At 39.6% G+C, this 12,775-nt stretch carries 12 protein-coding genes; 9 read left to right on the forward strand and 3 right to left on the reverse strand.

The genetic code is table 11. The features are described 5' to 3' along the window. Positions 1-83: 83 nt before the first annotated feature. Positions 84-1,217: a DUF445 domain-containing protein gene (locus tag M2369_RS15380; protein ID WP_216916248.1), complete on the reverse strand. Its 1,134-nt coding sequence runs from the start codon at positions 1,215-1,217 to the stop codon at positions 84-86. Positions 1,218-1,431: 214 nt separating this feature from the next. Here M2369_RS15380 and M2369_RS15385 point away from each other — a divergent pair, with 214 nt between their 5' ends. The 8 genes from M2369_RS15385 to M2369_RS15420 all read left to right on the forward strand — a co-directional run bounded on the left by M2369_RS15385 (position 1,432) and on the right by M2369_RS15420 (position 7,682). Then, positions 1,432-1,755 (forward strand): hypothetical protein, encoded by a 324-nt coding sequence (locus M2369_RS15385; RefSeq protein WP_228003919.1) that lies wholly within the window; start codon positions 1,432-1,434, stop codon positions 1,753-1,755. A 1-nt stretch (position 1,756) separates the two neighbouring features. Continuing rightward, positions 1,757-2,539 (forward strand): YheC/YheD family protein, encoded by a 783-nt coding sequence (locus M2369_RS19460; RefSeq protein WP_327859580.1) that lies wholly within the window; start codon positions 1,757-1,759, stop codon positions 2,537-2,539. Beyond that, on the forward strand, positions 2,496-3,854 hold the full coding sequence (locus tag M2369_RS15395; protein WP_045034849.1) for a YheC/YheD family endospore coat-associated protein: 1,359 nt from the start codon (positions 2,496-2,498) through the stop codon (positions 3,852-3,854). Before M2369_RS19460 ends, M2369_RS15395 begins: the two co-directional genes overlap by 44 nt. Before the next feature lie 145 nt (positions 3,855-3,999). After that, positions 4,000-4,209 carry a YheE family protein gene (locus M2369_RS15400; protein WP_008348933.1) on the forward strand — a complete coding sequence of 70 codons (210 nt, stop codon included), beginning with the start codon at positions 4,000-4,002 and terminating at the stop codon, positions 4,207-4,209. Between the two features lie 20 nt (positions 4,210-4,229). Further along, positions 4,230-5,105 carry a helix-turn-helix domain-containing protein gene (locus M2369_RS15405; RefSeq protein WP_045034848.1) on the forward strand — a complete coding sequence of 292 codons (876 nt, stop codon included), beginning with the start codon at positions 4,230-4,232 and terminating at the stop codon, positions 5,103-5,105. A gap of 138 nt (positions 5,106-5,243) precedes the next feature. Further along, positions 5,244-6,350 (forward strand): ABC transporter ATP-binding protein, encoded by a 1,107-nt coding sequence (locus M2369_RS15410; RefSeq protein ID WP_008348937.1) that lies wholly within the window; start codon positions 5,244-5,246, stop codon positions 6,348-6,350. Between the two features lie 226 nt (positions 6,351-6,576). Continuing rightward, positions 6,577-6,780 carry an alpha/beta-type small acid-soluble spore protein gene (locus tag M2369_RS15415; RefSeq protein ID WP_008348940.1) on the forward strand — a complete coding sequence of 68 codons (204 nt, stop codon included), beginning with the start codon at positions 6,577-6,579 and terminating at the stop codon, positions 6,778-6,780. 284 nt (positions 6,781-7,064) lie between these two features. Further along, positions 7,065-7,682 carry an NAD(P)-dependent oxidoreductase gene (locus tag M2369_RS15420; protein ID WP_008348943.1) on the forward strand — a complete coding sequence of 206 codons (618 nt, stop codon included), beginning with the start codon at positions 7,065-7,067 and terminating at the stop codon, positions 7,680-7,682. A gap of 125 nt (positions 7,683-7,807) precedes the next feature. Here M2369_RS15420 and M2369_RS15425 read toward each other — a convergent pair whose 3' ends face one another. Continuing rightward, a complete protein-coding gene (locus M2369_RS15425; RefSeq protein WP_113767238.1) occupies positions 7,808-9,823 on the reverse strand; it encodes an ABC transporter ATP-binding protein in 2,016 nt (671 codons plus the stop codon). Then, positions 9,820-11,577 carry a multidrug ABC transporter ATP-binding protein BmrC gene (bmrC, locus tag M2369_RS15430; protein ID WP_024719974.1) on the reverse strand — a complete coding sequence of 586 codons (1,758 nt, stop codon included), beginning with the start codon at positions 11,575-11,577 and terminating at the stop codon, positions 9,820-9,822. The genes M2369_RS15425 and bmrC overlap by 4 nt, the downstream gene beginning before the upstream one ends. Positions 11,578-12,136: 559 nt before the next feature. Between bmrC and M2369_RS15435 the strand changes: the two genes are divergently transcribed. Then, on the forward strand, positions 12,137-12,643 hold the full coding sequence (locus tag M2369_RS15435; RefSeq protein ID WP_017360333.1) for a universal stress protein: 507 nt from the start codon (positions 12,137-12,139) through the stop codon (positions 12,641-12,643). Positions 12,644-12,775 lie beyond the last annotated feature (132 nt).

The following is a 12,775-nucleotide window of genomic DNA, read 5'->3' on the forward strand; positions in this document are numbered from 1 at the left end:
GGCGGACACCACTCCACTATAACAAACTATGGCTTTCGTTTCACATATATACAATAAATTCATCGAAATTTCTTGATCTCGCCTTAGAATAAGGTGACAAAAATCGCTTGGACAGCACCGATCAATCCACCTAAAAGACCGCCTAAAAATGTGATCATCTTCAGCTCCTTATTAGATATGCTGATCACAAGCTCTTCCATTTTTTCAAGCGGGAAAAGTTCAATTTGTTCACGAATAATTTCTTCAAATTGGAGCTTTGCGAGCAGTCCCTCAAGCGCATTAGATGCGGCTTCAATCCCTTTATCAATGAGAGATGGAGCAAACTTGGTCTTAAGATCATCCGCTACTGCACTGATGTAAACTCCTACTGGTCTATCTAACAGCACCTTTGTAGAAAAATGTGAAAGCAATTGCTTTTTCAAACTAAATAGAAGCTCCTTCACATTCCATTTTTTATCAAGCTCATGTAAAGAAAATTGCTTTACCTTGTCCCATTCTTGAACAAGTAAATCTGATAAAAACCTTTTTGTCTCTGCATTCTTTAAGAACTTCATCATTTCAGGATGCACGCGATCAATTAAGCTTGAATTCCCTAAAAACATTTGGACCATACTGCCAAGCATTCCTCGTTCTTTTAAGAAATCGTCTATCATATGACCGAGTCTTGCTTTTCCCTCATCACTTTCAAAATAATGAATGCCTCTCTTTAAAATATAATCTGCGGCATCTGGAATTTTTGATGCAAGCTTATTTTCTACATCCTGTGGCAACAGCTCAGACAATGTTTGCTGATCATACTTTTCAAGCAGTGAGTGGAGCTTATGATCAGTCCACTGATGAAGCCATGCGTCAGCTTTAACGTCAGCCTGTGAAAAACCGTATTTTTCTAACATGGAGAAAACCGTCATTTCCATATCAGCACCTTTATCAATATATCGGTGCACTGTCCGCAATATCTCTTGCTTTGCCTCTGATGATTCAAATCGTTTTTTAATGCCCTCTGGCGTTAGTAAATGCTCCATCACCATGACGCCAACCTGCTTGGCTACTTCATCTCTTCTTTTAGGAATGAGACCCGGTGTAAATGGGAGCTGCTTCCCAAATAAATAATATGGCTTATACGGACGAAAAAGCATTTTAATCGCGAGATGGTTTGTTGCTGCCCCTATCACTGCACCTATCACAATCATAAAGATAAACGTTGTGAATATATCCAAAGTCGTCATCTACCTTTCAAACAACACCTGAAGTTTATTGTTTTTATCTATACGTATTATAGTTGTTGTCAAGAGTCCAAGCAAATGAAGCATTCAATGTGACATATGAGACAACGATCTGTCGTAATGATATAGGAACGCCAAGTTTATGTAAAATCAACAAAAAGTGTTTTTCAGATGTTAAAAAAAGAATTTGAAAAGTAGGTGTTGTTTCATGACGTCAACGCTCGGCATTGTCACTCTTTCTCCGAAGCATGAAGAAGCATTCACACATCAGCTTGCCAAAGCAGCCTCTTCTTTTGATTTAGAAGTTGTTCGTTTTTCACCTCTAGATTTAAAGCCTGCTTCAAATGTCATTCACGGTCAAAAATTTAAGACTGGCAAAGGATTTGAAGCGTCAGAATTTCAGATTCCTGACTTGATTTATGATCGTTGTCTTTATCAGCATGACGCACAATCTAAAAAAGCAAAACCTATCATGAATTGGTTAAAAAAGTATCCAAAAACCGTTTTTTTTGAATACTGGAATTTCAAATAAAATGCGGCTATTCGAGCAGCTCCGTCTCCTCCCTTCTTTACAACCATACTTACCTGTCTGCTCTCTATTGACAGAGCCTTCAGACCTTCTCAACTTGGTCAGAAAGGGCGGATATTGTAAAATACAGCCGCTTTCTCAACAGCACGCAGCACCCTCTTGCTTCATTTCTTTAAGAGACAAATCACTCATTACTGTGCAGCTAAACGCTAAGCAAATCATCACCTTTTCACATTCAGCAGAGGTTGAACGCTGGTGCAAAAAGTATATCGGCCGATCTTTCCTTCAATTTTTTAACACGAATGATCAAAAAGACGTTATATTCAATGAAATTAGGATTTTTCTTATAAAAAATTCACAAAATCAATGGAATAGCATGGGGATTCATACAAAACCATCAGTAGAAAACAGCCTTTTAAGCAATACACAAAATTCCATTCATGTGGTAGCCTTTGATCACTATTTAAACTCATTAAAGCCACACATCAAGGAGCTGTTGTTAGATGATATTGCCTCCATTCAGTCATCTCTTCCAGCGTTTATAGACAAAACTTTCTCACCGTGTATTGAATTCGCTGTAGACTTGCTTCATACAAATGAAGGCAGACTTTTTATCTCAAATGTAAGATCAAAGCCAGGACGATCCTCTTTTTTAAAAGCTTATCCTGAGAAGGAGAATCAATTGATTCAGACCATACTTGAACATGCCAAATCGATGATGGCTGAAGAAAAGGAGGTTCCTTATGAAGAGAAAACGCTACATCATCGCTCCTCATTCAGCAAGTGAAAAAACAGTACATCTCCCTGCTCAGTTTAAAGAGCAGGAGGCAATTTTATCTATTGCTTTAGGTTCTTGTTTAGTAGATGATTTCACCATTTCCTATCATCATCAATCTCAAATGATTTTATTATCAGAAGACCTTTATCGCGCTTTACTCATTCCATACAAAACGAAAGCTGATGTCATATTAGTTCAACATACACTCTATATAGGACCTCTCATCGGCATTTTCACTGCAGGATTCGAACAAAATACAGCACCTTTAGGCGCAAGATCTTCCTATTTTATGAAATTGCTGCAATCTTGCAGGCAGCATGCTGGTTTTGCATATCTTTTTGGTACTCATTCTATCGATTGGGATAAAGGAATAGTGGAAGGTTTGCTTTACCAAGAGGAGCGCTGGGTAAAAAAGCAGATGCCCCTCCCATCCGTTGTTTATGACCGACTGCCTAATAGAAAGGCTGCTCAGTCGGCATTCATTCAAGAAACAAAACGAAAACTCACTCAAGACTACGATATCCCTTGGTTCAATCCTTATTTTTTTAATAAATGGGACATTCATGAGCAGCTATTAACAGATGAAAACACAAGCTCTTTCTTACCACATTCCATACGATTAGATCCTTTTGATGCTTTAATTAAAATAGAAACACTCCTTCATCTGCATCATGTCATTTATTTAAAACCAACAAACGGCAGTCACGGAGACGGTATTTATCAGTTAAAGAAGGCGGAAAACGGGATCACTGTCTGCTCAAATAAAGGGAAATCCACTTCATATCATTCCGTAGACCATTTCGTGAAAAAACTGCGAAAAGATTGTGCAATTCACGACTTGATTGCACAACAAGGCATTGAGCTTCTTCAAATAGACAATCAACCAATGGATTTTAGAATTCATACGAATAAAAATAAGTATGGTCATTGGACTGTTACAGCCGCTGCTGGAAAAGTTTCAGGAGATCACACTGTCACAACCCATCAACTGCATGGTGGTTCAGTAAAAACACTATATGATATCTTTCCTGATGCAGAGAAACGTTTGAAGGTTTTGCAAGAGCTCTCTGATACTGCCCTCGCACTTAGTCGTGTGATAGATGAAAAAATGCCCGGTCTGATTGGCGAAATTGGTTTTGACTTAGGTATTGATCACTTAGGTGCTATCTGGATGTTTGAAGCCAATTCTCGTCCAGGCCGCGAGATTTTTCTGCATGCACCATTGAAACACTCAGAATGGCTGATTGGGAAAAGAATCGTTGAATACGCATCTTACCTAACACAAATGGCTCTTACTCCTATAGACCATGCAAACGCCTACTGATGTTTTCTTTTCATGTCTCTGAAATCTGTGCTTTCCCTATGCTCTTTTCATCAGATGAGATACAATAAAACCAAGTTCAAGGTTGTTTCCGTATTGTCGTGTGTATTTATTGTTTCATCAATAAAAGCAAGGAGGCAATGATGATATGATTTCTCATTTTCAATGGAAACCACTCTTTAAAAAAGCGCAATTACCTGGCTGGAAAATATCCTTTTTTCATAATGGTTCACACTATGAAGGCATTTATCACAAAACGGGTGATATTGAATGGGGCTCTCAGCTTCCGCCTCATGAAGTTGAACCAACCTTAAAAGAAGAAATCCACGAATTAATGCTATTCCATGTGTATGATTAAACTGTTTAAGGAGCCTCGCCATGTTAGAAAAACTAAAACTTGTTTACGGACACCATATCATCAGTTCACCAACAAATGATAAACAAATTCTCTGGTATCAAACAGACGAAGGCGAAATTTTCGGAGTAAACAAAACGGAGCTAACAGAAAGGGAAACGCTTCTTCTCAATTCATTCCTCACACCAATTGATGTACCTCATACGCAGGAAACGGAAGAAGAACAGAAATGGTACAGCTATCTCTTTGAAAACAAATCAATCACCATCGATCAATCCGTCCGTGTTCATTTTTTCAAAATGGATCACCAAGCAGAACAAAGGCAGCAAATAAAAGAGGCTGTGAACAGCAGCCTCGAACATATTCATTTCATATGGACAGGCACTGAAACAGCTATGCTCATTCAAACAAACGCTACATCAGAAAATGGTCAACTTGAACAGCTACATGATTTGTCTCAAGCCATCACAAGTGATTTTTTAACAGACGTTGTCTTCATGCAAGGACAGCTGCATTTGCCGAATGGAAATTTAAAAATGAGATTATTAAATGAACATCAGCTCTTTTTATGGCATCTTAAGCAAGGAAAACTTAGGTCAGGGGTTGCAACATTTTATCAATGTCTACCTGCTTTCATTCGCCATGATACAGACATAGTTTCTGCTGCTATTTCAGATGCATTTATAGAAACAATCTTTGATCGGGACGTTTACCGGACTCTCACGACCTATATGCAGTGTAATTTAAATGCATCGCAGGCAGCAAAAGCGTTATATGTTCATCGAAACAGCCTTCAGTATCGGATTGATAAATTTATTGAACGGACAGGACTAGATATACGTCATTTTCAAGAAGCGTCAGCTGCTTACTTCATGATGAACCTTCTCGATCTTTCTTAAATGATCCTATCATGAGCACCTTGCCTAAAAATGAAAATAAGATGTTGTGCACGTTGTCCATTTACAGACACCCTTCCTTTTTATACACTTCATTTATAAGTAAAGCGCTTTCAAAAAAGGACTGGGAGGCTACCACCTATGGCTGAAATGATGCTGAATCAAATTTATAAAGTGTACGATAACAAAGTAACAGCAGTAGATAACTTTAATCTACATATTGAGGATAAAGAATTTATTGTGTTTGTTGGTCCATCTGGGTGCGGAAAATCAACAACCCTCCGCATGATTGCAGGCCTTGAAGAAATTTCACAAGGAGATTTTCTATTAGACGGCAAGCGAATGAATGATGTGGCACCAAAAGATCGGGATATTGCGATGGTTTTCCAAAACTATGCCTTATATCCTCATATGAATGTGTACGATAATATGGCTTTTGGATTAAAGCTTCGAAAATTTCCTAAAACAGAAATTGATGAGCGGGTACGAAACGCTGCGAAAATATTAGGGCTTGAACAATACTTAGATCGAAAACCTAAGGCATTGTCTGGAGGTCAAAGACAGCGTGTTGCACTTGGAAGGGCCATTGTGCGCGATGCAAAAGTCTTTCTTTTGGATGAACCTCTCTCTAATTTAGATGCTAAACTTCGTGTTCAGATGCGTGCCGAAATTTCTAAACTTCATCAGCGGCTGCAGACAACATTCATCTATGTCACACACGATCAAACAGAAGCCATGACAATGGCTACTCGGCTTGTTGTCATGAAAGATGGCTTTATTCAGCAGGTTGGCGCACCAAAGGATGTGTATGAAAACCCAGAGAATGTCTTTGTAGGAGGATTTATTGGCTCTCCAGCGATGAACTTTTTTACAGGAAAACTGTCTGACGGAGCCATTGCCATTGGGAATACGCACATTCGTGTACCAGAAGGAAAAATGAAAGTATTACGCAGTCAGGGCTATATCGGAAAAGATGTGATTCTAGGCATCAGACCAGAAGATTTCCATGATGAGCCTGTGTTTATAGAGGCTTCTGAAGGAACAAAAATTGAAGCAAACGTAGAAGTGGCTGAATTAATGGGAGCGGAAACGATGCTTTATTCTTCTCTCGCTGGTCAAACGTTTATTGCACGTGTTGATTCTCGCACAGATATTCAGGCAGGTCAGACGATCCCTCTTGCCATTGATATGAATAAAGCGCACTTCTTTGATACAGAGACTGAGCTGCGCATCCGCTCAGCTGAATAAGAAGACGTTTCACAAACCATCACCATTGGGTGGTGGTTTTTTGTATATGAAAACAACATTTACCATGTTCTTTTTCCGTATGTTTTTTTCGTAGCGAACCATAATATTTAGTACAAAGCAGTTACCGCATTGGGTTTCGCCAAGTGGCAAATGACTTGGTCATTTCGCTGGTGCGACTCCAGCAAACCCAACCAAAAAAATCATATATAAAAAGGAGATTCACATCATGGCAAATTCTAATAGTTCAAATCAATTACTAGTTCCTGGAGCAGCGCAAGCAATCGATCAAATGAAATACGAAATCGCTTCTGAGTTTGGTGTAAACCTTGGAGCAGAAACAACAGCTCGTGCTAACGGTTCAGTTGGTGGAGAAATCACGAAACGTCTTGTATCTTACGCTCAGCAAAACCTTGGCGGAACAAAAGCTTAATTTCATATCTGGATCATAGAAGGCACCTCTTATGGTGTCTTCTTTTTTTGGTTTTATCCCTCACCGATTCCTTTTGAATTCATATGATGTATTAGAAAGGAGCGGATCTTCATGGACATTATTTCAGGTGTGAATTTTGAACTTCTACAATTTGTCGGTCTCTCTCTAATATGTGAATATGCTCATAGTATTCGGTCCTTTCATCTTTATAAAAAAAGCATGACATAAAACTGTACCATTTTAAGTTCTTTTCACTTATAGTATGTAGTGGAGGGATCGATCAGATGAAAATAGCTCTTTTCGGTGCTCATGGACGTGTAGGACAAGCATTTCTTCGTTTCGTAAAAGAAGATGATCGTTACATGGTTCGCTCGTTAATTCGGACAAACCGGGAAGAAATGCTTGCGGGTATGTTTCAAGTCACCGGCAATTCAAGAAATCAAGAGGATGTGCTTGAAACAATTAAAGGATCAGATATTGTCGTGAGCTGTCTATCAACAGATGGTGATGATACTTTATCTGTTTCAATGGAGCATATCGTACAAGCCATGAAGCAAACAGGAACATCAAGAATTATTACGATTGGCACTGCGGGGATTTTGAAAGCAAGGCAGCAGCCTGAGCTTTACCGCTTTGAAACAAATGAATCAAGGCGAACCACTTCCCGAGCTGCTAAAGAACATGCCAAAGCATTTGAAATTCTTCAATCCACTGAACTAGATTGGACAATCATTTGCCCAACCTATTTACCAGATGGAGAAGTGACACGGTCATATCGCTATGAAAAGAATTTTCTCCCTATAGATGGACAGAAAATCTCAGTTGAAGATACCGCACACTTTTTGTATCAGCAGTTAAACTCAAAAGAATTTGTGCATCAACGTGTCGGTATCGCTTATTGACCATTTAGTTCGTGTAAATGATATACAACCAGTAAAAGTCGAGATCATATCATGAAGCCTCGACTTTTTTCATTGCCATGAAAAAGCCTCTTTCAAATTGAAAGAGGCTTTTGCTGCTTATCCTATCAGCTGCTCGTCACAGCTCCCTTTTGTAATTCGTACATTTGCGCATACAGTCCGCCTTGCTCCATGAGCTCTTCGTGGTTGCCGCGCTCGACAATCTCACCCTTTTCTAACACCAAAATCATGTCAGCTTTCTTAATAGTAGATAATCGATGTGCAATGACAAAAGTGGTTCGTCCTTCTTTGACGACATCTAGTGCCCGTTGAATGATGGCTTCTGTTTCTGTATCAATGTTAGCCGTCGCTTCATCTAGAATTAAGATCGCTGGATCATATGCCAGTGCACGGGCAAATGAAATCAATTGACGCTCCCCAGAGGAAAGAGTACTCCCCTTTTCAACAACTGGTTCATCAAAACCTTCAGGCAAATGCTTTAATAGTTCTGCTGCGCCCACTTGCTTTAACGATGTTTCAATCGTTTCTCTTTTAATGTCTTCATTTCCTAAACTGACATTGGACGCAATCGTTCCAGAGAACAAATAAGGATCTTGTAGTACAATGCCCATTTGCTTACGCAGCGTTTGGCGCGACTGATCATAGATGCTTTCTCCATCAATGAGGATGTCCCCATGCTGAATATCATAAAAACGTAGCAGCAAATTCATGATCGAACTTTTCCCAGAACCGGTATGTCCAACGAGTGCCACCGTCTGACCTTTTTTCGCCTCAAAGGTGATGTTCTTTAATACATTTTTCCCTTCATTATACGCAAAGGTAACATCCTGAAATTGGACGTGTCCCTCTAGTTTCTTCTGAATTGGTTCTTCTACTTCAGTACCTGGCTCATCTAATAATCGAAAGACCCGTTCAGATGAAACCCTTGCTAATTCTAATCTAGAGAATTGATTCACAATGCCTGTAATCGGCTGGAACAAACGATTTAAATAATCGACAAATGCATAGAGCACACCAATCGATACAATGCCCGTCGCACTTAAGGACGCACCGCCAAAATACCAAATGAGTGCGACATATGCTAAGTTCCGAAGTAGATTCACCAAGTTATGTGAAAGCAGTGAATTTAAATGAAGCATCTTTCGCTGATATCGAAAGTGATTGTTATTCAGCTCATCAAATTCTTCTTTCGTTGCTTGTTCATGTCGAAATGCTTGAATAATCGTCATTCCTTGAATGGCTTCATTTAGCTTGGCATTAATTTCACTGATGATGGATCGAATGCGGTGATTGTAAACCGACGCAAACTTTCGATAAGTCATCGACCATAGGAAAATAATCGGAACAGCCACTAAACAAATAAGCGCCAGCTTCACATTTAATAAGAACATGGCGATATAAATTCCAACCATGTAAATGGCACTTGTGACGAAATTAGCGAGTACTGTGACATATAAATCACGAATGGTTTCTGTGTCATTCGTAATCCGGGCGACAACCTTTCCAGCCGGTAAATTATCAAAATACCGAATCGGAAGCGTTTGAATATGTTCAAATACGTCCACTCGCATTTTTTGAATAATGCGATTTGCAATACGCTGGAGTAAATAGTGCTGCCCATATTGAAAGAAAATCGCAATGACGAGCATCCCAAAATAAAATAGAACAAGCTGTACCAAACCACTGATTTCCGGCTGATAAAAAGCAAAGATTTCCTCTTTGGATAAACGCTGTACCTGATACGTCTCATGCTCGCTCCCATTTTCAATGGTGAGCTGATCCCCTTTTATTGTCCGGCTCCCGTCAAATCGAATCGGTTCATTCACAAAATAGTACCCAAATCCGACTTGCACGACATTGATTTGCTTTCCAGCTTTATTTTGATTCTGTAGCCGGTCACTTCTTATATAGTTATTTCCCTGGTAATAAACCGTTTTATCTGTTTTTTCATTTACCTCAACATACGGTTTTTCTACACCTAAAATATGATCATCAATCATTTTTTTCCCAATGAAAGGTCCTGTCAACTCAGCACCAACTGCAATGATGAGAAAGATCAAAGCAACAGACAATACTTTTTTATACAGGAGTGCATAGGCAAGAAGTCTTCTCCCTGTTGTCATGCCTCATCCCCTCCTTCCAGCTGATTTGTCAGCTGCTGACGCAGAAATTGCTCTTTATACCATCCATCTTGCTGAATAAGCGCTTGATGGGTTCCCTTTTGAACAATACGTCCTTCTTCCATGACAAGAATGAGATCCGCATGCTCTACAGCTGATAGACGGTGGGTTGTAATAAATGTCGTTTTCCCATGACGATTTTGTCTTAAATTCTCTAAAATAGCCGTTTCTGTTTTTGCATCAACTGCAGATAACGAGTCATCCAAAATCAAAATGTCTGGATCAATTAATAAAGCACGTGCAATGGAAATCCGCTGCTTCTGTCCTCCTGACAGCGCCACTCCCTTTTCTCCAACCATGGTTTCCAAGCCTTCTGGTAAAAGGCGTAAATCCTTTTCAAAGTAAGCATCTTTAATCGCTTGTGCTAATTCAGCTTCTCTCGCGTCTCTATGACCGAAACGCATATTCTCTTCTACACTTTTTGAGAAAAGGACATGATCTTGCGGAACATAGCCAATCCATTGGAACAGTTGATCCAATTCAATGTCCTCAATTGGAACACCTGAAAGCAAGATCTTCCCATCACCTGTCGGATACTGACGAAGAAGCTGTTTGACAATCGTTGTTTTTCCGCTTCCCGTTTTTCCTGTAATACCAATCGTTTGCCCTTTTCGTACAGTAAAGGAGACATCCGTTAGATTATCTTTAGAGGAAGTTGGATACCTAAATGTCACATGTTCAAATTGAATATCGCCAGGCTCTTGTAATCTTTTTGGCTTGGCTGCGTCAGTTACATCCGGTTGATAACTGAGTGTATGATTCAACCGGTCTAATGAGGCATTTCCTCTTTGCATGATATTAATCAATTCACCAATGGCAAACATTGGCCAGATCATCATCCCCAGATAGACGTTAAATGCGACAAGCTCACCAATGGTTAAATCACTTTGGAACACAAGATATGCGCCGTAACCGATACCGATTAAATAACTGATCCCCACAAGCAATTTCACCGTCGGCTCAAACAATGAATCAATGATCGCTACTCTCATATTTTTTTGAAAAACATCATCTGTCATTTCTCGAAAGCGATTCACATCTTGTTTTTCCTGTACAAAAGACCGAATCACCCGAACGCCGGCAACTGATTCTAATACACGATCATTCATATCACCAAATGCATCTTGAGCGACTGTAAAGCGTTCATGAATTTTACTGCCATAAAACGCTATCAAAATCGCCATCAGCGGCATCGGAATAATGGCCATTAAAGTTAATTTCCAGCTGATCGTCAGCCCCATCGTAAAAAAGATCATCAGCATGTAAGCAGTGGAATCGACTAATGTTAAAACGCCAAAGCCTGTTGTTAAAGCCACAGCATTCAAATCATTTGTACCTAGCGCCATTAGATTTCCGGTTTTTTTCTTTTCATAAAAGGTGGGTGTCATCTTCAGTAAGTGGCGCATTAATTTTCCGCGCATCACACGCTCCATGACATTCGCGCCGCCAAATAACTGATACATCCAAAAGTAGGTGAGCGCATAGACACTGACACCAAGTAAGCAAAAAATGGTTACGTAAAATAAGATACTGGATGTTGTAAATTGACCAGACCGAATGTCATCAACTGCTTGACCTAGATACCTCGGTGGCAGCATTTCAAGCACATTCACAATGAGCAGCAGCGTAATGGCGATTGTATAGCGCCTCCACTCTTGTTTAAAGAACCAGCCTAATTTCACAAATACTGAAAACATGTTTGTCTCTCCTTTTAAAGCTAGCCGCTTTCTATATTTTCCTGATTGTCACCTTGTTTCGTTTTTTGAACTTTTGTCATTTGTCTTGCCTTTGGCATGTTCACATGCTTTCACTCCTCTTCATTTAGTTGTTGATGCATTCCATTATTTCGAGATACGAAATGTATACAACAAAAAAAGAGGCAACCAGCTAACTGGTACGCCTCTTTTATACATGATAAAAAGGCGCATGTTGACAAATACGCAACATACGCCTTGATTCATCCGATCAATTGGAACATACGAGTCCCTTTTCAATGACCAATGAAGGTGTAATTGTCACGTGAATCAACCCATTCATGCAGTTTGATTTCATTCTTCCAATGATGTTGCACATGACATTTCCTCCTTTTGGCTCTTGAATCTTTTTTTATCTTATAGTGGCTGTCACCATTTTGTCAATAAATTTTTTTCAATAAATGAAATTTTCTAACAAAAACACAATCGTTTTCATGTGTATCTTTTTCTCATAACGGGTATACCATGAACGTATAGACTCCTTTTGAAAGGAATGAGGACATTGTTTCAAGCTGATCGGATGGTCGTTGCGTTTGATGGACATGAAGACAGTAAGAAAGCATTAAAGAAGGCAATCGCTTTAGCCAAAACGTTGAATGCCAAGCTGACCGTTGCCTACGCTCATGATGGGAAATCCAGCAGACAGGTGTTTGATGCACCTCGCCCAATGACTGGCGGCGCTTATATCGGAGGCGGCATGGCAGACCTTCAAACACCCCCTGTGTACGTACCTCATGATGAACAGCAAAGTCCCTTGATTTTTGAAGATCATACAGAAGAGGTCGTTGCAGAAGCAAGAATGCTGTTAAATGAAGAGCAGTTTGAAGCTGCGATTGAAATTGTTGAAGGGGAGCCTGCAGAAGCGATTATCGAATACGCTGAAAAGATTTCAGCAGACCTCATCGTCATGGGAGCACGTGACCAAAGCAGATTGAAAAAAATGCTCTTTGGCAGTGTGAGTGAAAAGTTATCGTCCAAATCAGATATACCTGTACTGATCGTGAAATAAATGTCATCACAAAAGGCTGTAAACATTGGTTTACAGCCTCAGATTGTAGAGAAACTCATGTTTTTCTACAATCTTTTTTATTTTCATCGTAATGATGATGGATGAGATTGAATGAAAAAGGCCTCCCACACA

It is taken from the genome of Bacillus sp. JUb11 (genome assembly GCF_024807925.1).
Lineage (GTDB): Bacteria > Bacillota > Bacilli > Bacillales > Bacillaceae > Bacillus > Bacillus altitudinis.

What these genes read in the sequence shown, in the direction of transcription:
- M2369_RS15385 (WP_228003919.1), top strand. Translation starts at nt 1,432, where the DNA reads ATGACGTCAACGCTCGGCATTGTCACTCTTTCTCCGAAGCATGAAGAA.
- M2369_RS19460 (WP_327859580.1), top strand. Translation starts at nt 1,757, where the DNA reads ATGCGGCTATTCGAGCAGCTCCGTCTCCTCCCTTCTTTACAACCATAC.
- M2369_RS15395 (WP_045034849.1), top strand. Translation starts at nt 2,496, where the DNA reads ATGAAGAGAAAACGCTACATCATCGCTCCTCATTCAGCAAGTGAAAAA.
- M2369_RS15400 (WP_008348933.1), top strand. Translation starts at nt 4,000, where the DNA reads ATGATTTCTCATTTTCAATGGAAACCACTCTTTAAAAAAGCGCAATTA.
- M2369_RS15405 (WP_045034848.1), top strand. Translation starts at nt 4,230, where the DNA reads ATGTTAGAAAAACTAAAACTTGTTTACGGACACCATATCATCAGTTCA.
- M2369_RS15410 (WP_008348937.1), top strand. Translation starts at nt 5,244, where the DNA reads ATGGCTGAAATGATGCTGAATCAAATTTATAAAGTGTACGATAACAAA.
- M2369_RS15415 (WP_008348940.1), top strand. Translation starts at nt 6,577, where the DNA reads ATGGCAAATTCTAATAGTTCAAATCAATTACTAGTTCCTGGAGCAGCG.
- M2369_RS15420 (WP_008348943.1), top strand. Translation starts at nt 7,065, where the DNA reads ATGAAAATAGCTCTTTTCGGTGCTCATGGACGTGTAGGACAAGCATTT.
- M2369_RS15425 (WP_113767238.1), bottom strand. Translation starts at nt 9,823, where the DNA reads ATGACAACAGGGAGAAGACTTCTTGCCTATGCACTCCTGTATAAAAAA.
- bmrC (WP_024719974.1), bottom strand. Translation starts at nt 11,577, where the DNA reads ATGTTTTCAGTATTTGTGAAATTAGGCTGGTTCTTTAAACAAGAGTGG.